The organism is Streptomyces wuyuanensis (assembly GCF_900103455.1).
In the GTDB taxonomy this organism is placed as follows: domain Bacteria; phylum Actinomycetota; class Actinomycetes; order Streptomycetales; family Streptomycetaceae; genus Streptomyces; species Streptomyces wuyuanensis.
This window is the reverse complement of sequence record NZ_FNHI01000001.1, coordinates 277,656-300,478: the sequence shown is the minus strand read 5'-3', so window position 1 is coordinate 300,478 and position 22,823 is coordinate 277,656. Positions and strand designations below refer to the sequence as shown.

Annotated in this window: 14 protein-coding genes; 4 read left to right on the top strand and 10 right to left on the bottom strand. The window is 69.6% G+C overall.

Going from position 1 to position 22,823, the window contains the following annotated elements:
• Positions 1 to 54 precede the first annotated feature (54 nt).
• The 8 genes from dxs to ngcE all read right to left on the bottom strand — a co-directional run bounded on the left by dxs (position 55) and on the right by ngcE (position 10,438).
• A complete protein-coding gene (gene dxs, locus BLT82_RS01200; protein ID WP_093651868.1) occupies positions 55 to 1,977 on the bottom strand; it encodes a 1-deoxy-D-xylulose-5-phosphate synthase in 1,923 nt (640 codons plus the stop codon).
• Between the two features lie 206 nt (positions 1,978 to 2,183).
• On the bottom strand, positions 2,184 to 3,479 hold the full coding sequence (locus BLT82_RS01195) for a sugar ABC transporter permease (protein ID WP_093651867.1): 1,296 nt from the start codon (positions 3,477 to 3,479) through the stop codon (positions 2,184 to 2,186).
• Entirely contained in the window at positions 3,476 to 4,264 is a 789-nt protein-coding gene (locus BLT82_RS01190; protein ID WP_093651866.1) for an ATP-binding cassette domain-containing protein, read from the bottom strand. Before BLT82_RS01190 ends, BLT82_RS01195 begins: the two co-directional genes overlap by 4 nt.
• 167 nt (positions 4,265 to 4,431) lie before the next feature.
• Positions 4,432 to 5,544: a substrate-binding domain-containing protein gene (locus tag BLT82_RS01185; protein WP_093651865.1), complete on the bottom strand. Its 1,113-nt coding sequence runs from the start codon at positions 5,542 to 5,544 to the stop codon at positions 4,432 to 4,434.
• A 120-nt stretch (positions 5,545 to 5,664) separates the two neighbouring features.
• Complete coding sequence (locus tag BLT82_RS01180; RefSeq protein ID WP_093651864.1) at positions 5,665 to 6,864, bottom strand: ROK family transcriptional regulator; 1,200 nt, start codon at positions 6,862 to 6,864, stop codon at positions 5,665 to 5,667.
• 185 nt (positions 6,865 to 7,049) lie between these two features.
• A complete protein-coding gene (locus BLT82_RS01175) occupies positions 7,050 to 7,976 on the bottom strand; it encodes a carbohydrate ABC transporter permease (RefSeq protein ID WP_093651863.1) in 927 nt (308 codons plus the stop codon).
• Position 7,977: 1 nt separating this feature from the next.
• On the bottom strand, positions 7,978 to 8,901 hold the full coding sequence (locus tag BLT82_RS01170; RefSeq protein WP_093651862.1) for a carbohydrate ABC transporter permease: 924 nt from the start codon (positions 8,899 to 8,901) through the stop codon (positions 7,978 to 7,980).
• 85 nt (positions 8,902 to 8,986) lie between these two features.
• Positions 8,987 to 10,438 carry an N-acetylglucosamine/diacetylchitobiose ABC transporter substrate-binding protein gene (gene ngcE / locus BLT82_RS01165; protein ID WP_093651861.1) on the bottom strand — a complete coding sequence of 484 codons (1,452 nt, stop codon included), beginning with the start codon at positions 10,436 to 10,438 and terminating at the stop codon, positions 8,987 to 8,989.
• Between the two features lie 473 nt (positions 10,439 to 10,911).
• Between ngcE and BLT82_RS01160 the strand changes: the two genes are divergently transcribed.
• Complete coding sequence (locus BLT82_RS01160) at positions 10,912 to 14,742, top strand: GH92 family glycosyl hydrolase (protein WP_093651860.1); 3,831 nt, start codon at positions 10,912 to 10,914, stop codon at positions 14,740 to 14,742.
• A 317-nt stretch (positions 14,743 to 15,059) separates the two neighbouring features.
• Here the strand turns inward: BLT82_RS01160 and BLT82_RS01155 are convergent, their stop codons facing one another.
• Positions 15,060 to 15,440 carry a DoxX family protein gene (locus BLT82_RS01155; protein WP_093651859.1) on the bottom strand — a complete coding sequence of 127 codons (381 nt, stop codon included), beginning with the start codon at positions 15,438 to 15,440 and terminating at the stop codon, positions 15,060 to 15,062.
• 179 nt (positions 15,441 to 15,619) lie between these two features.
• On the opposite strand from BLT82_RS01155, the gene BLT82_RS01150 reads away from it, so the two are divergent.
• Together BLT82_RS01150 and BLT82_RS01145 are read left to right on the top strand one after the other, a co-directional pair.
• The gene (locus tag BLT82_RS01150; protein WP_093651858.1) at positions 15,620 to 16,519 is read left to right on the top strand and encodes a LysR family transcriptional regulator; all 900 of its coding nucleotides are present in this window, start codon (positions 15,620 to 15,622) and stop codon (positions 16,517 to 16,519) included.
• 171 nt (positions 16,520 to 16,690) lie between these two features.
• The gene (locus BLT82_RS01145) at positions 16,691 to 17,572 is read left to right on the top strand and encodes an AraC family transcriptional regulator (protein ID WP_093651857.1); all 882 of its coding nucleotides are present in this window, start codon (positions 16,691 to 16,693) and stop codon (positions 17,570 to 17,572) included.
• Between the two features lie 244 nt (positions 17,573 to 17,816).
• On the opposite strand, the gene acnA is transcribed toward BLT82_RS01145, so the two are convergent.
• On the bottom strand, positions 17,817 to 20,534 hold the full coding sequence (gene acnA / locus BLT82_RS01140) for an aconitate hydratase AcnA (protein ID WP_093651856.1): 2,718 nt from the start codon (positions 20,532 to 20,534) through the stop codon (positions 17,817 to 17,819).
• Positions 20,535 to 21,136: 602 nt separating this feature from the next.
• Here acnA and BLT82_RS01135 point away from each other — a divergent pair.
• On the top strand, positions 21,137 to 22,666 hold the full coding sequence (locus tag BLT82_RS01135; protein WP_093651855.1) for a helix-turn-helix domain-containing protein: 1,530 nt from the start codon (positions 21,137 to 21,139) through the stop codon (positions 22,664 to 22,666).
• The last annotated feature ends 157 nt before the right edge of the window (positions 22,667 to 22,823 follow it).

Here is a 22,823-nt window from a genome sequence, read left to right as displayed (position 1 = left end):
TACTCCGACCGGCCCAATCCGTCTGCCGGGTGCGTGCGCCGGACGGCGCGCTGATCAGTCGCGCGCGGGTTCGGCCGTCCGGCTGGGCTCGTCGTCGAGACGGCCGTCCAGCTTGGCGACCAGGCCGGTGACCTGGCGGGCGATGTCCGGTGCGGTCAGCCCGATCTCGGCCATGACCTCCTTGCGGGAGGCGTGGTCGAGGAAGCGCGGCGGGATGCCGAAGTCGCGCAGCGGCAGATCCACTCCGGCATCGCGGAGCGCCTGGGAGACCGCGGAGCCGACCCCGCCGACGCGCCCGTTGTCCTCGACGGTGACGACGACGCGGTGCTGCTCGGCGAGCGGGGCGAGGGCCTCGTCGACCGGCTTGACCCAGCGGGGGTCGACGACGGTCGTGGAGATGCCCTGCTTGTCCAGGAGGCCGGCGATCTCCAGGCACATCGGCGCCAGGGCGCCGACGGAGACGAGGAGGACGTCGGGCCGGTCTGTGCCGGCCTTCCGCAGGACGTCCATGCCGCCGACACGGCCGACCGCGGGGACGGCGGGGCCGACCACTCCCTTGGAGTAACGGACGACCGTCGGCGCGTCCTTGACCTCGACGGCCTCGCGGAGCTGGGCGCGCAGCTGCTCGGCGTCGCGCGGGGCCGCCATCCGCAGGGTCGGGACGACCTGGAGGATCGACATGTCCCACATGCCGTTGTGGGAGGCGCCGTCGTCGCCGGTGACACCGGCCCGGTCCAGGACGAAGGTCACTCCGCACCTGTGCAGGGCGACGTCCATCAGCACCTGGTCGAAAGCGCGGTTGAGGAACGTGGCGTAGACGGCGAAGACCGGGTGGAGCCCGCCGGTGGCCAGACCGGCGGCGGAGGTCGCCGCGTGCTGCTCGGCGATACCGACGTCGAACACGCGCTCGGGGAAGGTGTCGGCGAATTTCTTCAGGCCGACGGGCTGGAGCATCGCGGCGGTGATGGCGACGATGTCCTCGCGCTCCCGGCCGAGCTGGACCATCTCGTCGCCGAAGACGGACGTCCAGCTGGCCGCCGACGCCTTCACCGGCAGGCCGGTGTCCGGGTGGATCGGGCCGATGCCGTGGAAGCGGTCCGCCTCGTCCTGCTCCGCGTGCTGGTAGCCGCGGCCCTTCTCGGTGAGGCAGTGCACGATGACGGGGCCGCGGAACCGCTTGGCGCGGGTCAGCGCCGACTCCAGGGCCTCGATGTCGTGGCCGTCGATGGGACCGACGTACTTCAGGCCGAGGTCCTCGAACATGCCCTGCGGGGCGATGAAGTCCTTGAGGCCCTTCTTGGCGCCGTGCAGGGTTTCGTAGAGCGGCCTCCCGACGACGGGGGTGCGTTCCAGGATGTCCTTGCCGCGCGCGAGGAAGCGCTCGTAGCCGTCGGTGGTGCGCAGCGTGGCCAGGTGGTTGGCGAGGCCGCCGATCGTCGGGGCGTAGGAGCGCTCGTTGTCGTTGACGACGATGACGAGCGGGCGGTCCTTGGCGTCGGCGATGTTGTTCAGCGCCTCCCAGGCCATTCCGCCGGTGAGGGCTCCGTCACCGATGACCGCGACGACGTGGTCGTCCTTCTTCAGCACCTCGTTGGCCTTGGCCAGGCCGTCCGCCCAGCCGAGGACGGTCGAGGCGTGCGAGTTCTCGATGACGTCGTGCTCGGACTCGGCGCGCGAGGGGTAGCCGGACAGGCCCCCCTTTGCGCGGAGCCTGGAGAAGTCCTGGCGACCGGTCAGCAGCTTGTGGACGTAGCTCTGGTGACCGGTGTCGAAGAGGACCTTGTCGTTCGGTGAGTCGAAGACGCGGTGGAGGGCGATGGTCAGCTCGACCACGCCGAGGTTGGGGCCGAGATGCCCGCCGGTCTTCGAGACCGCGTCCACGAGGAAGGTGCGGATCTCTGCGGCCAGCTGGTCGAGCTGCTCCGGGCCGAGTCGGTCCAGATCGCGCGGTCCCCTGATACGGGTAAGCAATGCCACCCGTGCCTCCTTGCGTTTGAGCTGGTCGAGCTTGCCGATCTGTCGAGTCTAATGTTCCGCTCCCGGCCGCTGTCATCGGGCGGTGCGTTCCGCGTCACGCCATCGGAGGACACGGAGGTCCTTCCGGGACGGGCCGCGGCCCCCGGGGGGAACACGCAGCAGTGCCCGGCGCCGGTTCCGGCGCCGGGCACTGCTGGCGGTGGCCGCTACGCGCGGCCGGCGGTCTTCTGCGTCTTGCGCGTGACCGAGTCGATCACGACGGTGGCGAGGAGCACACCACCGGTGATCATGTACTGGATCGGGGTGGCGATGCCCTCCAGCGCGAGGCCGTACTGGATCGAGACGATCACCATGACGCCGAGCAGCGCGTTCCAGGTGCGGCCGCGGCCGCCGAAGAGGCTGGTGCCGCCGATGACGGCCGCCGCGATGACGTTCATCAGCAGGTCGCCGGCGCCGGCGCTCTGGTTGGCGGCGGCGATCTTGGAGGCCCAGAACAGACCGCCGACGGCCGCGAAGGTGCCGGCGATGGCGAAGACCGAGATCCGGACCGCGGTGACGTTGATACCGGCGCGGCGGGACGCCTCGACGCTGCCGCCGAGCGCGAAGATCTTCCGGCCGTAGGCCGTGCGCCGCAGGACGAAGTCCGTGACGACCAGGACCAACAGGAACAGCACCAGCGCCAGGGGCAGGCCCTTGTACTGGTTGAACATGTAGGCGGCCGCGAAGGCCACGACGGCGAGCAGGACCGTGCGGAACACGATGTCGCCGAGCGGCCGGGACGGGATGCCGGCCGCGTCGCGGCGGCGGCTGTCGACGAACGCCGAGACGAAGAACACGGCCACGGCCAGCGCGGCGAGACCGTAGGCGGCCGCCACGTCGGAGAAGTAGTACGTGGTCAGCTTGCCGACGATGCCGTCGCCGTCCAGGTTGATCGTGCCCTGGGAGCCGAGGAGCTGGAGCATGAAGCCCAGCCAGAACAGCAGGCCGGCCAGGGTGACGGCGAAGGCGGGGGCGCCGATGCGGGCGAAGAAGAAGCCGTGGAGGGCTCCGATGACCGCGCCGCTGACGATGGCGACCACGACGGCCAGCCACTCGTTCATCCCGTGGGTGACGGTCAGCACCGCGACGATCGCGCCGGACACACCGCTGACGGAGCCGACGGACAGGTCGATCTCGCCGAGCAGCAGCACGAAGATGATGCCGACGGCCATCATGCCGGTGGCGACCATCGTGACCGCGATGTTGCTGAGATTCTGCGCGGAGAGGAAGTTCGAGTTCAGGCTCTGGAAGATCGCGCAGATCAGGATCAGACCGATGACGACCGGGATGGAGCCCAGGTCACCCGCGTGCAGCTTGCGCTTGAACTCCGCGATGTAGCCGCCGAAGCCCTGCTCGCGCACCAGGAGCCGGGGGTCGACCGCGGTCACCGCGTCGTGGGCGGCGTCCGGGTTGACCACCCGGTGGCGGCCGCCGGCAGGTGCCGGAGTCTTGTCGATGCTCACTTCTGCGCCTCCGAGGTGCGCGCCGCACGACGGGTCACGGCGTTGTCCGTGGCGCCGGTGATGGCGGAGATGATCTCTTCCTGCGAGGTGGACTTGACGTCGAAGACGCCGTTGTTCCGGCCGAGCCGGAGCACCGCCACCTTGTCTGCGACGGCCTTCACATCGGCCATGTTGTGGCTGATGAGGATGACCGCGTGGCCACGCTCCCGCAGCCGCTCGACCAGGTCGAGCACCTGCGCCGTCTGCTCGACGCCGAGCGCGGCGGTGGGCTCGTCGAGGATGACGAGCTTGGGCGCGCCGAGCATCGAGCGGGCGATGGCCACGGTCTGCCGCTGGCCACCGGAGAGCGAGGCGATCGGGATGCGGACGCTGGGGATGCGGATGGAGAGCGTGCTCAGCAGCTCGCGCGAGCGGCGCTCCATCTCGACCTCGTCGAGGACGCCGCGCTTGCGGAGCTCCCGGCCGAGGTACAGGTTGCCGACGACGTCGATGTTGTCGCACAGCGCGAGGTCCTGGTAGACGGTCGCGATGCCCAGGTTCTGGGCGTCGTGCGGCTTGCCGATCGACACGGCCCTGCCTTCCCACTCGATGACGCCCTCATCGATGGGGTGCACGCCGGCGATCGTCTTGACCAGCGTGGACTTTCCGGCACCGTTGTCGCCCACCAGGGCGACGACCTCACCGGCGTGGACCTCAAGCTCTACGTCGGTGAGCGCCTGAACGGCACCGAACCGCTTGGAGACCCCGCGCAACGCCAGCACGGGCGTAGCGGACACGTGAACCATCTCCTTCGCCGCCTGACCGGCGGGATGCCGCGCCGGGAGGGGTGGCGCGGAGGTTGAGCAGAAGCTGGGAGAAGCGTTTCTGTCCGGTGCCCCGCCCCGATAGCGGGGGCTGGATGGGGGCGGGGCACCGGCCAGGCTTCAGGGAGCGTCCCTCAGGGACGTGGTGCCTACTTCAGGCCGATCGCGTCGCAGGCGGCCTTGAACTTCGGGGTGCAGATCTCGGCGGCGGTGTAGACGCCGTCCTTGACGACCGAGTCCTTGATGTTGTCCTTGGTCAGCGAGACGACCGGGACGAGCACGGACGGGACGCCCTTGGTGGTCGGGCTGTCGACCTTGGCCGTGGCGATCGCGTCCAGGCTCTGGCCCTTGGCGAGCGCGACGGCCATCTCGGCGGCGGCCGCGGCCTCCGGCGCGTACGGCTTGTAGACGCTCATGAACTGCTCACCCGCGACGATGCGCTGCACACCGGCGAGCTCGGCGTCCTGGCCGGTGACGGGCGGGAGCTTGTCGAAGCCGCCGGCCTTCAGGGCGGTGATGATGCCGCCCGCCATGCCGTCGTTCGCGGAGTAGACGCCGACGATCTTGTCCTTGCCGAGGGCCGAGATCGCGGCCTCCATGTTGGCGTTGGCGTTCTCCGGCTTCCACTCCTTGGTGTCGTACTCCTTGCCGACGTTCACCTTGCCGTCGAGGACGGAGTGGGCGCCCTTCTTGAAGAGCGCGGCGTTCGGGTCGGTGATGGAGCCGTTCATCATGACGATCTGGCCGCTCTTGGCCTTGTCGCCCAGCGCCTTCAGGAGGGCCTCGCCCTGGACCTTGCCGACCTCTTCGTTGTCGAAGGAGGTGTAGGCGTCGATGGGGCCCTCGGCGAGACGGTCGAAGGCCACGACCGGGATGCCGGCCTCCTTGGCCTTCTTCACGCCGCCCGCGATGGCCTTGGCGTCCACCGCGTCCACGATCAGCGCGTCGACCTTGTTGGTGATCATCGTGTCGACCTGCTGCGTCTGCAGCGTCGCGTCCTGCTTGGCGTTGGCGTAGACGACCTTCGCCTTGCCGTTCGTCAGCTCGCTGATCTTCTTCTCGATGAGCGGCTTGTCGAACTTCTCGTAGCGCGCGGTCTGGTTCTCCGGGAGCAGGAGACCGATGGTGAGGGCGTCGCCCTTGGCGGCACCGGTCTTGGCGCCGTTGTCACCGGACTCCTTGGCGCTGCCGCAGGCGGCGAGGGACACGGCCATCGCGGTGGCGCTCACGGCCACGGCGACACGACGCATCTGCGTGTTCATTCAGAAACCTCCCTGACGAGGCCGCGTCCTTGCGGCCGAGGTGGCTGGAAGTCAACTCGGCCGCAACGCCAGCGTCAAGGAGTAAATCCTTAACGAGATGACAACGGTGCCATTCGTTATCTAAGTGAAGGCAGGCGTCCCGGCCGGTACCGAGCTGTCCAGAAGTGTCGAATCACCCATTTCGCTGAGTACGAGGGCCAGTGCCCCCAGCACCTCGGCCCGGCCGCCCAGCGCCCCCGGAAGGACGGAGAGCCGGCGGGCGGCGCTGGGGATCGCGTACCGGGAGACGGACTCGCGGATCGGCGCGAGCACCAGCTCCCCGGCCTCCGCCAGACTGCCGCCGAGGACCACCCTGCTGGGGTTCAGCAGGTTGCACAGGTTGGCCACGCCGCTGCCGATGTGCCGGCCGACGTCGGCGACGACGCGGCGGCAGCCCGGATCGCCCTCCCGCGCCAGCTGTACGACCCGCTCCATGGTCAGGTCCGGGCCGTGGCTGGGCTGGAGCAGCGGCAGCACGTAGCGGGCCGCGGCGAACGTCTCGAGGCAGCCCCGGTTGCCGCAGCGGCAGACGGGCCCCGACTCGTCCAGTGTGATGTGCCCGATCTCCCCCGCGGTACCGCCGGGACCGCGGTAGATCTGGCCCTCTATGACGAGTCCGGCGCCGACTCCGCTGGCGACCTTGATGTAGGCGAGGTCCTTGACCCCCCGGCCGCTGCCCCAGACCAGCTCGCCCAGGGCGCCGAGGTTGGCGTCGTTGTCGACGTACACGGGCACGCCGAGACGGCCGGAGAGCTCCTCGCTGGGGTTGATGCCGCTCCAGCCCGGCAGGATCGCGGTGGAGCCCAGCGTGCCGGTCTCCACGTCGATCGGGCCGGGCACGCCGAGACCGACCCCGACGATCTTGTCGGGGCCGATTCCGGTGGCCTCGATCAACCGTTTGACCAGCTGTTCCGCCCGGTCGAAGCCCTGGGCGGAGGAGGCGTCGACGTCGAGCGGCTCGGACTCCTCGGCGAGGACCTGGTGGGCCAGGTTGCCGATCGCGACGCGCAGGTGCGTATGGCCGAAGTCGACGCCGACGACGATGCCGGCGTCGCCGCTGAGCGAGACGCTGCGGGCCCGGCGGCCGCCCGCGGAGGTGGGCGTGACCTCGACGGTCCCGCCGTCCTTCAGCTCGCGGACAATGTTGGAGACGGTGGCGGCGGACAGGCCCGTGCTCCTGGCGATCTCGGCCTGGGTGAGCGAACCGGCCAGCCGCACGGCGCGTACGACGCGCTCGAGATTGGCCCGATGCAGAGATGTCTGCGACCCCGGAGTCTCCATCGACTCACACACTCCCGCTCTTCACTCCAACATGTGAACTCTAAGGGGAGCCTTTCGGGCAGCCCCCCGTCAAGACCTGAGCGAAAGACCGGCAAACACGCGGAAGGCACGCGTACCACCCGCCGACTGTGGCCGGCGGGCGGTACGGACGCGGTGGCGGAGCGGGCTGGAGCCCCTTCGGGGAGCTACTTCAGGGCGCCCGCCGTAAGGCCGGCGACGACCTGGCGCTGGAAGACGATGTATGCGGCCAGCACCGGCAGCATCGCCATCACCAGGCCCGCGAACAGGCCGGACCAGTCGCCCTTGTACCCCTGGCTGACGGCCAGCTGCACCAGGCCCTGGGAGAGCACCTTGTTCTCCTGCTCGGTGTTCAGCACCGTCGGCAGCATGTACTGGTTCCACTGACCCAGGAAGTTGAAGATCCCGACGCTGATCAGACCGGGCTTGGCCATCGGCAGCATGACCTGGAAGAACGTGCGGGTGTGCGAGGCCCCGTCGATCAGCGCCGCCTCCGCGACCGAGGTCGGCAGGGTTCGGAAGAAGGCGGTCAGGAAGAACACGGTGAACGGCAGCGAGTAGGCGATGTACACGAGGATCAGGCCGTGGATCGTGTTCAGGAGCTGGATGTTGTTCATGACGTAGAACAACGGGACCAGCGCCAGCATGATCGGGAAGCTCATCCCCCCGATGAAGAGGAAGTAGATGAAGCGGTTCCCCGGGAAGTCGAACCGGGCGAGGACGTACGCCGCCATCGAGCCCAGCAGCAGGGTGCCCGCGAGGGAGCCGGCGACCACCAGGACGGTGTTCAGGAAGTAGTCGCTCATGTGCGCCTGGCCCCAGGCGCGGGACCAGTTCTCGAAGTGCAGCCGGTCCGGCAGCGACCACGGCGAACTGAAGATCGCGTTGTCGTCCTTGAAGGAGGTCATCACCGCCCACAGCAGCGGCATGACGACCATGAAGGCCCAGAGGACCAGCATCCCGTGCGAGAAGACGTTGAGGACCCGGCCGTCACCGCGCTTCTTCCTCTTCGGCTTCGCGCCGGACAGGTCGGTCTTCACCACGTGCGGCAGCGGCTCCGCGGTGCCGGCGGGAGAGGTTTCGGTCGTCTTCATCTCAGTACTCCAGGCGCTCGCGCCGGCCCAGCTTCATCACGACGGCCGCGAAGGCCAGCGTGACGACCAGCAGGGCGACGCCGATCGTGGTCGCGTAGGCCGCCGCACCGTCGCGGAACGCCGACTGGTACACGTACAGCACCATCACCGTGGTCGAGTAGTCGGGACCGCCCGGCCCCGTCGTCATGATCTGCACCACCGCGAAGGACTCGGCGCCGAGCGCGAGGATGCCCATGTAGACCCAGCCGGACTGGATGGTGTCCCACAGCAGCGGCAGCGTGATCCGGAAGAAGGTGGTGACCCGGCTCGCGCCGTCCAGCAGCGCCGCCTCGTAGAAGTCCTTCGGGATGGACGCCATGCCCGCCGAGAAGAGGACGACGAAGAAGCCGACCGTGGACCAGACGAGGACCGCCATCACGCACCACAGCGCGAGGTCCGGATCACCGAGCCAGAGCGGCTGGACGTCTCCGAGCCCGACCGCCTTGAGCGCGGAGTTGATCGCTCCGCTCTCCGGGTTGTACGCGAACTGGAACAGCAGGGCGACGATCGCGATCGACAGCACCTGCGGGAAGAAGTAGGCGATCTTGTAGAAGGAGGAGCCCCGCACCCCGGAGATCGCGGCCCCCTTCCGGTGCCGCCCACCGACGTTGATCATGAAGGCGAAGAACAGCGCGAGGCCGATCGTCACCACCGGCAGCACCAGCGCGAACAGCAGGCTGTGCTGGAGCGACTTCCAGAAGACGTCGTCGTCCAGCAGCCGCGCGTAGTTGTCGAAGCCGACCATGGAGAAGTCCGGACTCAGACCGGTCCAGTCCGTGAACGAGTAGTAGATCGACTGGACGAACGGCCAGATGACGAAGACCGCGTACAGCGCCAGGGGCGCCGCGAGGAACCCCACGATGAACCGGTACTTGCCGTGCTGCATGGTTACCGACCCCGATCTGCCGGAGTGTGCCGCCGCTGGTGCTGTGTGCTCCCGGGGGCACGCCGCCCCCGGGAGCACAGGCCGCTCACTGGTGCTTGTACTTCTTGACGGACGAGTCCTGGGCGGCCTTGTCGGCGAAGCCCTGGATCTTGCTGATGGCCTCGGCCGGGGTGAGCCGTCCGGCCATCATCTCGCCCAGACCGGCCACGCCGATCTGCTCCTTCTGGAGCTTGACGTACCAGTCCTGCAGACGCGGGTTGACGACGTTCTCGCCGGCCTTCTCCAGCGCGGCGACGCCCGACTTCAGACCGGGCGTCAGCTCGATGCCGTCGGTGCCGCCGTTGAACGCGGTCAGGGACTTGACCTGGGTGGTGAAGTTCTTCGAGGACTCCTCGCTGAGCATGATGCGCAGCTGCTCCATGCCGCCCTCGACGTTCTTCGCCTTCGCCGGGACGATGAACGGTTCGCCGCCGGAGGCCCAGATGGTGCCGAAGGGCATCTTGTCCGAGGCGTCGAGGCCGGACGGCGCGGCGACGGCGAGGTTGAAGTCCTTCGGCATGGTGCTGGCCGCCTCGTTCTCCACCCAGGAACCGTTGGGGATGAACAGCGCCTTGCCCTTGGTCCAGGCGGTCTGGGACTGGATGTGGTCCAGGCCCGGGGTGCCCTTGAGGATGTAGCCCTTCTTGTAGAGCTCGTAGTACGCCTCGAACGCGGCCTTGACGGCCGGGTGCTTCCAGGCGTTGGGCTCCAGGTTGTCGATGGAGTCCAGGACCTCCCGGCCGCCGATCTTGGCGATGAACGGGTAGAGCGAGAACGGGAGGTAGTAGGGGTGCTTGCCGGCGTACGTCCAGCCCGCGATGCCCTGCTTCTTCGCCTTCTCGCACAGGGCGAGCATCTCGTCCCAGGTCTCGGGGTACTGGGCGTCGAGCCGGTCGAGCGCCGTCTGCGAGTACCAGACGCCGTAGACCGTGTAGGCGTAGTAGAGGATCCAGACGGGCGCGCCGTCGAACTGGCCCATCTCGACGATGCCGGGGCGCAGGGTGTCGCGGACCTTCTTGTTCGGGTCGTCGACGGAGGGCGCGTCCAGCAGCGGGGTGAGGTCGGCGAGCTGCTTCTTGCCGACCAGGACGCCCATGTCCATCTGCTCGGCGCCGGAGTTGTCGATGAGGTCCGGCGGGGTGCCGCCGTTGAAGCGGGGCTGGAGCTCGGACTGGATCTTCTGGGTGGCCTTGTGCTTGACCTTGGGCGCCTTCGGGAAGGCCGCGTTGTACTTCTTCTCCGCGTCGATCGCGTACTGCTGCCCGAATCCACCGTCGAAGATGACGACTTCGAGGGCAGCGGTCTCGTTGACGCCGAGCGGGTTGGTCTTGGTGACCTTGCCCTTCTCGACCTTGGAGCCGCCGGCGCCGCCGTCACCGCTCGCGCAGGCGGACAGGAAGCCCATCGTGGGAATGGTGACCAGGCCGAGCGCCGCGGACCGCTTGATCAGGTCGCGGCGGCCGAGACCGCTGTTCGAGTGGCCGGAGGTGGATCCCATGCTCAAGTCCTCGCCTTCTCCAGGACTCAGGCGGTGAACCGGTCGCCCGCCTTCCTGAGATGAAGGGCCCCGCCACCGCGGTCAATTGCTGAAGCTGGTCGTGCAGGGGTAATACCGTGGCAGTGGGAACGGACTTCTGCCCGGGCCGCAGACGATACTTCGCCTGCCCGTTCCCCCTGGCCCTTCGCCGCGTGTTCCGGCGAGGCGGACGCCGACAGGTATAGTCCACTTCCCGCCAACGGAGCAAGATCGAAAGCAAGGTTGCGCGGCAGTCTTTCCCGAGTTGAGACCTCCCGGACACGGTAACCGCGGGCGCGGACATTCCATCGCGGGAATCCCGCCGGCCCGGCCGAATCCGGACCCCGCACACCGTCAACACCCTTGACACCATGCGGCACTTACCTCCCTACTAGTGCCTGCGCACTGCGCCTGACAACGTTGTCTATCGCTTCGGCGGGAGGAACGGCTTCGACATGCGGCCAAGATCCAGCCCCAGGCACCCCTACGCCCGCTCGGCCGCCCTGGTGGCGGCCGCTTCCCTGCTGGTGGTGACGGCGCAGTCGGCGGCCGTCGCCCTGCCCGCCCGGACATCGGCCCCCGCACCTGAGTTCTCCAGTTCGTTCGAAGCGGACGAGGCCCAGCCCGATTGGCGCAACACCGTGGACACCGGACCGGACGGAGGGAAGCGGTCCGACGGGGTCGACGGCGGCTTCGCCTCGGGCATACCGGGCAATGTCACCGACAAGGTCGTCGAACTGCGGGCCAGCGGCGAGAACGCCGGCGCCGGGGAGACCAAGGAGAACCTGGTCGACCTCCAGCCGTCCACCAAATGGCTCACGTTCGAACCCACGGGCTGGGTCGAGTTCGACACGGACAGCCCCGTCAAGGTCGTCACCTACGCGCTGACCTCGGCCAACGACTTCGCCGAGCGCGACCCGAAGGACTGGACGCTCAAGGGGTCGGCGGACGGCAACGACTGGACGGTCCTGGACACCCGCGAGGGCCAGACGTTCGAGAAGCGTTTCCAGACGAGGACGTACGGCATCGACGCGGAGAAGGCCGGCTCCTACGCGCACTACCGCCTGGAGATCACCCGCAACAACGGGGCCTCGGGCATCGTCCAGCTCGCCGACGTGCAGTTCTCCGACGGCGACAGCGGCAGCCCGGTGCCGGAGGACATGCGCAGCCACGTCGACCGCGGTCCCGCCGGTTCCCCGACGGCGAAGGCCAACGCCGGCTTCACCGGCAAGCGCGCCCTGCGTTACGCCGGCACGCACAAGCCGGACGGCCGCGCCTACTCGTACAACAAGGTCTTCGACGTCGACACGGCCGTGCGGCGCGACACCGAACTGTCGTACCGGATCTTCCCTTCGATGGCCGAGACCGATCTCAACTACCCGGCCACCAGTGTGGCGGTCGACCTCGCGTTCACCGACGGGACCTATCTGAGCGACCTCCGGGCGGTGGACTCGCACGGCGGCCTGTTGACGCCGCAGGGCCAGGGCGCCGCGAAGCGGCTCTACGTCAACCAGTGGAACCAGGTGGCGTCCCGGATCGGTTCGGTCGCCGCGGGCAAGACCGTGGACCGGATCCTCGTGGCGTACGACGCGCCCAAGGGCCCGGCGAAGTTCCAGGGATGGATCGACGACGTCCGCATCGCCCCGAAGGCTCCCGAGAAGCGGCTCGCGCGTCTGTCGGACTACGCGTCGACCGTGCGCGGCACCAACTCCAGCGGCTCGTTCTCGCGCGGCAACACCTTCCCGGCGACCGCGGTCCCGCACGGCTTCAACTTCTGGACGCCGGTGACCAACGCGGGTTCGCTGAGCTGGCTGTACGAGTACGCGCGCGCCAACAACGCCGACAACCTGCCCACCGTGCAGGCGTTCAGCGCCAGCCATGAGCCGAGCCCGTGGATGGGCGACCGGCAGACCTTCCAGCTGATGCCTTCCGTCGCCGAGGGCGCCCCGGACACCGGCCGCGCCGCCCGTGCCCTGCCCTTCCGCCACGAGAAGGAGACCGCCCGCCCGCACTACTACGGCGTGACGTTCGAGAACGGGCTGAAGGCGGAGATCACTCCCACGGACCACGCGGCGATGATGCGGTTCACCTACCCGGGCGACGACGCGTCGGTGGTCTTCGACAACGTCACGGAGCAGGCCGGGCTGACGCTCGACCCGGAGACCAGCTCCTTCACCGGCTACTCGGACGTCAAGAGCGGGCTGTCCACGGGCGCCACCCGGCTGTTCGTGTACGGAGTCTTCGACGCGCCCGTCACCTCCTCCGCGTCCGAGGGCGTCAAGGGCCACCTCCGCTTCGACGCCGGCGCGGACCGCACGGTCACCCTGCGCATCGCCACCTCGCTGATCAGCGTCGACCAGGCCAGGAAGAACCTCGCGCAGGAGATCCCCGCGTCCGCGTCCTTCGGCCGCATCAAGGACCGGGCGCAGGACGCCTGGGACGATCTGCTGGGCCGGATGGAGGTCGAGGGCGCCACCCACGACCAGCTCGTGACCCTGTACTCCTCGCTCTACCGCCTGTACCTCTACCCGAACTCCGGGTTCGAGAAGGTCGACGGCGAGGACAAGTACGCCAGCCCGTTCTCGCCGCAGACCGGACCGGACACGCCGACCCACACGGGCGCGAAGATCGTCGACGGCCGGGTGTACGTCAACAACGGCTTCTGGGACACCTACCGCACGACCTGGCCGGCCTACTCCTTCCTCACCCCGAGGAAGGCGGGCGAGCTGGTCGACGGATTCGTCCAGCAGTACCGGGACGGCGGCTGGATCTCCCGCTGGTCCTCCCCCGGTTACGCCGATCTGATGACCGGCACCTCATCCGACGTCGCCTTCGCCGACGCCTATGTGAAGGGCGTCCGCGGCTTCGACGCGGAGAAGGCGTACGAGGCGGCGCTGAAGAACGCGACGGTGACCCCGCCGCACCGGGGCGTGGGACGCAAGGGCATGGAGACCTCGCCGTTCCTCGGATACGCCTCCACGGAGACGCACGAGGGCCTGTCGTGGTCGCTCGAGGGCTACCTCAACGACTACGGCCTGTCGAAGATGGCCGACGCCCTCCACGCGAAGACGAAGAAGGCGCGTTACAAGGACGAGTCCGCGTACTTCCTGAACCGTGCGCGGAATTACGTGACGCTGTTCGACAAGAAGGCGGGATTCTTCCAGGGCCGCAATCTCAAGGGCGACTGGAGGGTCCCTTCGGACACGTACGACCCGCGGATCTGGGGTCACGACTACACCGAGACCAACGGCTGGGGATACGCGTTCACCGCGCCGCAGGACAGCCGCGGTCTGGCGAATCTCTACGGCGGACGGCCGGGACTCGGGAAGAAACTCGACACCTATTTCGCCACCCCGGAGACGGCGTCACCGGAGTTCGTCGGCTCGTACGGCAGCGTGATCCACGAAATGACCGAGGCCCGTGACGTGCGCATGGGCATGTACGGGCACTCGAACCAGGTCGCGCACCACGTCACCTACATGTACAACGCGGCCTCGCAGCCGTGGAAGACGCAGGAGAAGGTGCGCGAGGTGCTGTCCCGCCTCTACACCGGCAGCGAGATCGGGCAGGGCTACCACGGCGACGAGGACAACGGCGAGCAGTCGGCCTGGTTCCTGTTCTCCGCGCTCGGCTTCTATCCGCTGGTGATGGGCAGCGGGGAGTACGCGGTCGGCTCACCGCTCTTCACCAAGGCGACGGTCCACCTGGAGAACGGCCGCGAACTCGTGGTGAAGGCACCCCGGAACAGCGCCCGCAACATCTACGTCCAGGGCCTGAAGGTGAACGGGAAGAGCTGGAACTCCACCGCTCTCCCGCACTCCCTGCTGGCGAGGGGCGGCACGCTGGAGTTCGACATGGGCTCCGAGCCGTCGCGCTGGGGCACGGGCAAAGGCGCGGCGCCCGTCTCGGTCACCAAGGACGACAAGGTGCCCGCGCCCCGCCACGACGCGATCAGCGGCACGGGTGCGCTCTTCGACAACACCTCCGCCACGGAGGCGGCGCTGGAGGGGGCCGTCGGCCTTCCGGTCGCGGAGGCCACGCGGGCCGTGCAGTACACGCTCACCTCGGCGGGCCACGACAAGGCTCCCGGCGGCTGGGTGCTGCAGGGCTCCCGGGACGGCACTGCCTGGACCGATCTGGACAGGCGGTCCGGTGAGTCGTTCGCGTGGGACCGGCAAACCCGGGTCTTCACGGTCGCCCGCCCCGGTACGTACCAGAAGTACCGGCTGGTTCCCGCCGCGGGTGCGGCGCAACCGGTGCTGGCGGAGGTCGAACTGATCTCCTGACCGTTCCGCCGCCCCGTGTCCGAGGCCGCAGTCCCCCGGGGCTGCGGCCTCGTCCGTGCACCGGGGAACGCCGGCCGGGCGCCGGAGGAGGGGCCGGGCGCCGGGGCCGGCTGCGTCGAAGGACGTTCCAGCGCCGTCCGGCGTCCCGGCTGACGGAGGCCGTGCCGCCGGACGGTCCGCCGACGCCACGGCCGGCTGCCTGAGCGGGCGGCGGCGGACGCCCCTCACGCGGGTGCCCGGCCCGTACGCCGTTCCCGGTCGCGGCGCCGGCGGACGCGCCCGGGCGGCCCCGTACGCGTGCACCTGCCCGGCCGTACTCACAGGCCCGCCTGGCCTTCGTGTGCGACCCGGACGGCGAGCACGAGCACGAGCGACGCGGCCGACAGGGCCAGGAAGAGCAGCGGGCCCGCGATGTTGTGGAAGACGCGGGCGCGGACGTGGAAGGCGAGGGCGCCGAGGAAGAACAGCACCAGGCCGGTGGCAGCGGCCGCGCCGACGACGGTGAGGCCGAGGAGGCCAAGCAGGAGCCCCAGGGCCGCGGCGCCCTTCAGCGCGCCGAGCGCGGGGAGCCAGGACGGCGGGACGCCGACCTCGGCGGCGTTGGCGACCACGAACCGTGCCTTCAGGAAGTTGGCGACGGACTCCGCGGCGTTGGCGGTGATGGTGACGACGGTGACGACTGCGTATGCGGTGAACACGGAGGGCCTTCGTTCGGCTCGGCGGGAGGGACGGTGCACGCACCGGCCTCGCTCCGGGGCGGAGGGTCACCCGGGCCCGGGGCGTCGGTGCGTGGTGTCGGGGCGGCCGCCGTTCGACACGTCCAGCCTGGCCGTGGCCGCTGCGTCACGTCCAATACCCGTTTCCATAACCTGGGGGCATGGATGTCGACACCCGGTTGCTGCGCACCTTCGTCGCCGTGGCGGAGGAGGGAAGCCTGACCCGCGCCTCGGAGCGGCTGTTCGTGTCGCAGCCGGCCCTGACCAAGCAGATCCGGCAGTTGGAGACCCTGCTGGGTGTGGGGCTGTTCACGCGCTCCCGGGCCGGTATGGCGCTCACGGAACCCGGCCGGGCCCTGGCGCGGCGGGTTCCGTCGCTGCTGGCGGAATGGGACGGGATGCTGCGCGAGACGAAGGGCGCGGCGAGCCGGGCGGAGCGGGTGCTCAGGGTCGGTTTCCTGGCCAGTGCCGCCAACGAGGCCACTCCGGGCATCATCGCGGAGTTCGCCCGGCGCCGGCCGGGCTGGCGGGTGGAGATGCGGCAGGCCGCGTGGTCGAACCCGAGCGCGGGGCTCGCCGACGGGGACGTCGACGTCGCCCTGCTGCGGCTGCCGTTCCCCGGCCAGGGCGCCCTGCGCGTGGAGGAGTTGCTCGAGGAGCCCCGGTGGGTCGCGCTGCCGTCCGCTCATCCGCTGGCCGGGCGCGGGGAGTTGTCGTTCGGCGACCTGTGGGACGAGCCCTTCGTGGCGGCCCCGCCGGAGACGGGCCCCTGGCGGGACTACTGGCTGGCGACGGACGAGCGCGACGGACGGCCCGTCCGCATCGGCGCCGTGACCGACCAGCCGGACGACTGGCTCAGCGCGATCGCGAACGGCTACGGAATCGCGCTCGCGCCCGCGTCGGCCGCCCGTTTCTACGCCCGGCCGGGGGTCACCTACCGCCCGGTGCGCGGTGTCAGCCCCAGCCGGGTCGGAGTGGCGTGGGCTCCCGTGGACGACGGCAACGCGGTGGTGCGGGACTTCGTGGACTGCTGCCGCGGGGCGGTGGCCGGCCGCCGGTGACCGTCTCGCGGAGCGCGCCCCCTGAGGCCCTGCCCCGCCCATGCCCCGGCGGTCCCGGTGCCCCCGGCGGTCCCGGTGGCCCGGTGGGCCCGACCGGAGCGGGCACAGGATGTCGGGTGCGGCAGGGCGTGCCGTCCCTAGCGTGGGTGATCGAAAGGGAAGGAGGCCGGGGTGCTGGAGCGCCTGAACCTGGCCATGGAGTGCATCGAGGCTCATCTCGTCGAGCGGACGGACGAGCCGTTGGACGTGGCCGGGCTCGCCCGGACCGCCCTCACGTCGGAGTACCACTTCCGGCGGATGTTCTCCGCGCTGGCCGGGATGCCGCTGTCCGACTACGTCCGCCGCCGAAGACTCACCCTCGCGGGTGCCGAGGTCCTCGCCGGGGAGCGGACGCTGCTCGACATCGCCGTCCGCCACGGTTACGGATCGGGCGAGGCGTTCGCACGCGCGTTCCGTGCCGTGCACGGCGTCGGGCCGGCGGAGGCCCGGAGAACCGGTGCGGCGCTGCGTTCCCAGCCCCGGATGTCCTTCCGCGTGATTGTCGAAGGGAGCAGCAGCATGCGGTACCGGATCGTGGAGAAGGGCGAGTTCCGGGTCGTGGGCAGGAAGGCCCGCGTCCCGCTGGTCCACGAGGGCATGAACCCGGACATCGTCGCGTTCGTGCGCGGTATCGGGCGGGAGACGACGGAGCGCATGGAGGCGCTGTCGGACCAGGAGCCGAGGGGGATCGTCTCGGTGAGCGACAACCTCGACGACAGCCGGGCGGAGGGCACCGAACTCGACTACTACCACGGGGTCGTGACCGGTGCCGAGACGCCGGAGGACATGACGGCGCTGACCGTGACGGCCGGCACCTGGGCCGTGTTCGAGCACGCGGGGCGGTTCCCGGAGACGCTCCAGCACCTGTGGCGTGACGTCTTCACCCAGTGGTTCCCGTCCAACCCGTACCGCAGCAGGCCGGGCCCGGAGATCCTGCGCACCCGGCTGTCGCCGGACGCGACGGAGGCGGAGGCGGAGCTGTGGATCCCGGTGGAGCGGACCGCGGCGGACTGACCCGGGCACCCCGGCGGGCAGGAGGACGGTGAAGGGCCGGACGACGGCAGGACCGGGACAACGGTGAAGGCCCGCCCCTCGTGGGGCGGGCCTTCACCGTGCTGCCGGACCACCGTGCGGCCCGCACGACCGTGCCGGTGGCGCGAACGTGCCGGCGCGCGTACGAATCCGTGGCGCGTACGAATCCGTGGCGCGAGCGTGTCCGCGGCGGTCCGGCCGCTCGGCCGGACCGCCCGTGGTCCGCCTACTTGCGGATCAGGCTCCGGAGCACGTACTGCATGATGCCGCCGTTGCGGTAGTAGTCCGCCTCGCCGGGGGTGTCGATGCGGACGACCGCGTCGAACTCCACACCGGTGTCGGTGGTCACCTTGACCGTGCGGGGCGTCGTGCCCTCGTTGAGCTCGGTGACACCGGCGATGGAGAAGGTCTCCTCGCCCGTCAGACCGAGGGACTCGGCCGAGGTGCCCTCGGGGAACTGCAGCGGGAGCACGCCCATGCCGATGAGGTTCGAGCGGTGGATGCGCTCGTAGGACTCGGCGACGACGGCCTTGACGCCGAGGAGCGCGGTGCCCTTGGCGGCCCAGTCGCGGGACGAGCCGGAGCCGTACTCCTTGCCCGCCAGGACGACCAGCGGGATGCCCTGGTCGATGTAGTTGCGGGAGGCGTCGTAGATGAACGAGACCGGACCGCCGTCCTGGGTGAAGTCGCGGGTGTAGCCGCCCTCGGTGCCCGGCGCGATCTGGTTGCGCAGGCGGATGTTGGCGAACGTGCCGCGGATCATGACCTCGTGGTTGCCCCGGCGCGAGCCGTAGGAGTTGAAGTCACGGCGCTCCACACCGTGCTCGGTGAGGTACTTGCCGGCCGGGGTGTCGGCCTTGATGGCACCGGCCGGGGAGATGTGGTCGGTGGTGACCGAGTCGCCGAGCTTGGCGAGGACGCGGGCGCCCTCGATGTCGGTGACCGGGGTGGTCTCCATCGTCATGCCCTCGAAGTACGGGGGCTTGCGGACGTAGGTCGACTCGGCGTCCCACTCGAAGGTGTTGCCGGTCGGGATCGGCAGCGCCTGCCACTGGGCGTCGCCCGCGAAGACGTCCTGGTAGGACTTGTTGAACATGTCCTCGCCGATGGCGTTGGCCACGACGTCGTTGACCTCGGCCTCGGAGGGCCAGATGTCCTTGAGGTAGACCGGGTTGCCGTCGGTGTCGGTGCCGAGCGCCTCGGTGGTGATGTCCACCTTCATGGAGCCCGCGAGGGCGTAGGCGACGACCAGCGGCGGGGACGCCAGGTAGTTCATCTTGACGTCGGGGTTGATCCGGCCCTCGAAGTTGCGGTTGCCGGAGAGCACCGAGGTGACGGCCAGGTCGTGGTCGTTGACGGCCTTGGAGACCTCCTCCGGCAGCGGGCCGGAGTTGCCGATGCAGGTGGTGCAGCCGTAGCCGACGAGGTTGAAGCCGACCTTGTCGAGGTACGGGGTCAGGCCCGCCTTGTCGAAGTAGTCGGTGACGACCTTGGAGCCCGGGGCGAGGGTGGTCTTGACCCACGGCTTGCGGGTCAGGCCCTTCTCGACCGCCTTCTTGGCCACCAGCGCGGCGGCGACCATGACGTACGGGTTCGAGGTGTTGGTGCAGGAGGTGATCGCGGCGACGGTGACGGCGCCGTGGTCGATCGTGTAGGTCGTGCCGTCGGGGGCGGTGACCGTGGTCGGCTTCGACGGAGCGCCGTTCGGGGAGATCGCCGGGGAGTCGGAGGCCGGGAAGGACTCCTTGCCGGCCTCGTCGACGTCGTCGACGTAGTTGCGGACGTCCTGGGTGAACTGCTCGGCGGCGTTCGCGAGGACGATGCGGTCCTGCGGGCGCTTCGGGCCGGCGATGGAGGGGACGACCGTGGAGAGGTCGAGCTCCAGCTTCTCGGAGAAGTCGGGCTCGGCGGCCGGGTCCAGCCAGAGGCCCTGCTCCTTGGCGTACGCCTCGACCAGCGCGACCTGCTGCTCGCTGCGGCCGGTGAGCTTGAGGTAGTTCAGGGTCTCGCCGTCGATCGGGAAGATCGCGGCGGTGGAGCCGAACTCCGGCGACATGTTGCCGATGGTGGCGCGGTTGGCCAGAGAGGTGGCGGCGACGCCCTCACCGTAGAACTCGACGAACTTGCCGACGACGCCGTGCTTGCGCAGCATCTCGGTGATCGTGAGGACGAGGTCGGTGGCGGTGGTGCCGGGACGCAGTTCGCCGGTGAGCTTGAAGCCGACGACGCGCGGGATGAGCATCGACACGGGCTGGCCCAGCATGGCGGCCTCGGCCTCGATGCCGCCGACGCCCCAGCCGAGCACGCCGAGGCCGTTGACCATGGTGGTGTGCGAGTCGGTGCCGACGAGGGTGTCGGGGTACGCCTGGCCGCCCCGGACCATGACGGTACGGGCCAGGTGCTCGATGTTCACCTGGTGGACGATGCCGGTGCCGGGCGGGACGACCTTGAACTCGTCGAAGGCGGTCTGGCCCCAGCGCAGGAACTGGTAGCGCTCCTTGTTGCGGCCGTACTCCAGCTCCACGTTCTGGGCGAAGGCGTCCGGGGTGCCGAACCTGTCGGCGATGACGGAGTGGTCGATGACCAGCTCGGCGGGGGCGAGCGGGTTGATCTTCGCCGGGTCGCCGCCGAGCTCCTTCACGGCCTCGCGCATGGTGGCGAGGTCCACGACACAGGGCACGCCGGTGAAGTCCTGCATGATCACGCGGGCCGGCGTGAACTGGATCTCCTGGCTCGGCTGCGCCTGCGAGTCCCAGCCGCCGAGCGCCCGGATGTGGTCGGCGGTGATGTTCGCGCCGTCCTCGGTGCGGAGCAGGTTCTCCAGGAGGACCTTGAGACTGTAAGGGAGGCGCGCGGAGCCCTCGACCTTGTCCAGCCTGAAGATCTCGTACGACTCGTCGCCCACGCGCAGCGTGCTGCGGGCGTCGAAGCTGTTCGCCGACACGACAGTCTCCTTCATCAATGTGCGCGTACTGACCGCATCCTGCCCCCTGCGACTCCACGACGATCCGCTAAGGTAAGGCTTAGTTAGGTCACCCTTACCCAGCGGTCCGGCGGAAGGTGGTTGCGGTTCGCCTTCTGCAGATATCTCGATGTCGAGATAACTCTAGTACATGACCGCTGACGGGTCATGTCCGGACGCGAGTGACGGACGCCGCACCGGAGCCCGGGCGGCGCGGTCGGTATGCCCGGAAACAGGAGCGCGACGGCGGGTATGCACCCGGCACCCGGAGTAGGCGAGGCAGCGTCGCCGCAAGGGGCAGGGCGCGCGGGGAGGCCGGAGGCGGGCGGGCGAGTCGCGTCGCGACGAGGGCGGCAGCCGCGCGACGCCGGGGAGCGCGGCACCCGGGAGCACCCCGAGGGCACGCCTCAAGCACGCCAGGGTGGGCAACCCCCGGGAGCACGGCCGGGACCGCGGCCGGGACACCCGAACGGCGTAGCCTATTTTGTCCGAGTTGAGCAAGTGATGGACCATCAAAACCAGGCATCACCCGTATGGTCCACCCCATTGGACTTCTCATCTCATATCTGAGATAGCCTGCCCCTATGGCAGACGACTACCTCGTACGCATCGGCAAGCTCATCCGTGACGCCCGTCAGCATCGGGGCTGGACACAGTCGCAACTCGCCGACGCGCTCGGCACCAGCCAGAGCGCCGTCAACCGTATCGAGCGCGGCAATCAGAACATCAGCCTTGAGATGATCGCCCGGATCGGCGAGGCGCTCGACAGCGAGATCGTGTCGCTCGGCTACGCCGGTCCCATGCATCTGCGGGTGGTCGGCCGGCGCCGCCTCTCCGGCTCCATCGACGTCAAGACGAGCAAGAACGCCTGCGTCGCCCTGCTCTGCGGCTCGCTTCTCAACAAGGGCCGAACCGTCCTGCGCCGGGTCGCGCGGATCGAGGAGGTCTACCGACTGCTGGAGGTGCTGCACTCCATCGGCGTGCGCACCCGATGGATCAACGACGGCACCGACCTGGAGATCGTCCCTCCGGCCAGGCTCGACATGGATGCCATCGACGCCGAGGCCGCGCGCCGGACCCGCTCGATCATCATGTTCCTCGGCCCGCTGCTGCACCGCACGGACCGCTTCCGCCTGCCGTACGCCGGCGGCTGCGACCTCGGTACCCGCACCATCGAGCCGCACATGATCGCGCTGCGCCGCTTCGGTCTGGACATCACCGCGACCGAGGGCCAGTACCACGCGGTCGTCGAGAGCTCGGCCGGCCCGGACCGCCCCATCGTGCTGACCGAACGCGGCGACACCGTCACCGAGAACGCGCTGCTGGCGGCCGCCCGCCACGACGGCGTCACCGTGATCCGCAACGCCTCGTCCAACTACATGGTCCAGGACCTGTGCTTCTTCCTGGAGGCCCTGGGTGTTCGCGTCGACGGCATCGGCACGACCACGCTGACCGTCCACGGCGTGCCCGAGATCGACGTGGACGTCGACTACTCGCCGTCCGAGGACCCGGTGGAGGCGATGAGCCTGATCGCGGCCGCCGTCGTCACCGAGTCGCAGCTGACGATCCGCCGGGTTCCGATCGAGTTCCTGGAGATCGAGCTCGCCGTGCTGGAGGAGATGGGCCTCGACCACGACCGCACACCGGAGTACACCGCCGACAACGGGCGGACCCGGCTGGTGGACCTGACCGTGCGCCCCTCCAAGCTGGAGGCGCCGATCGACAAGATCCACCCGATGCCGTTCCCCGGCCTCAACATCGACAACGTGCCCTTCTTCGCGGCGATCGCGGCCGTCGCCCAGGGCCAGACGCTCATCCACGACTGGGTCTACGACAACCGCGCCATCTACCTCACCGACCTCAACCGCCTCGGTGGCCGGCTCCAGCTCCTGGACCCCCACCGCGTCCTCGTCGAGGGCCCGACCCGCTGGCGCGCCGCCGAGATGATGTGCCCGCCGGCCCTGCGCCCGGCCGTGGTCGTCCTGCTCGCGATGATGGCGGCCGAAGGCACGTCCGTGCTGCGGAACGTCTACGTCATCAACCGCGGTTACGAGGACCTGGCGGAGCGCCTCAACTCGGTGGGCGCGCAGATCGAGATCTTCCGCGACATCTGACCGGGAGGACGGCACCCGTAGCTCCGGCCGGCTCGCGCCGGTTCGCGCGGAGGTACGGGTGCCGGTCACTCGGCGCGGCCGGGCGGCGGGCGCCAGGCACTCGGCGCGGCCGGGCGGCGAGTGACCGGGCACCGAGTGCGCCCGGTGCCGTCGCGTG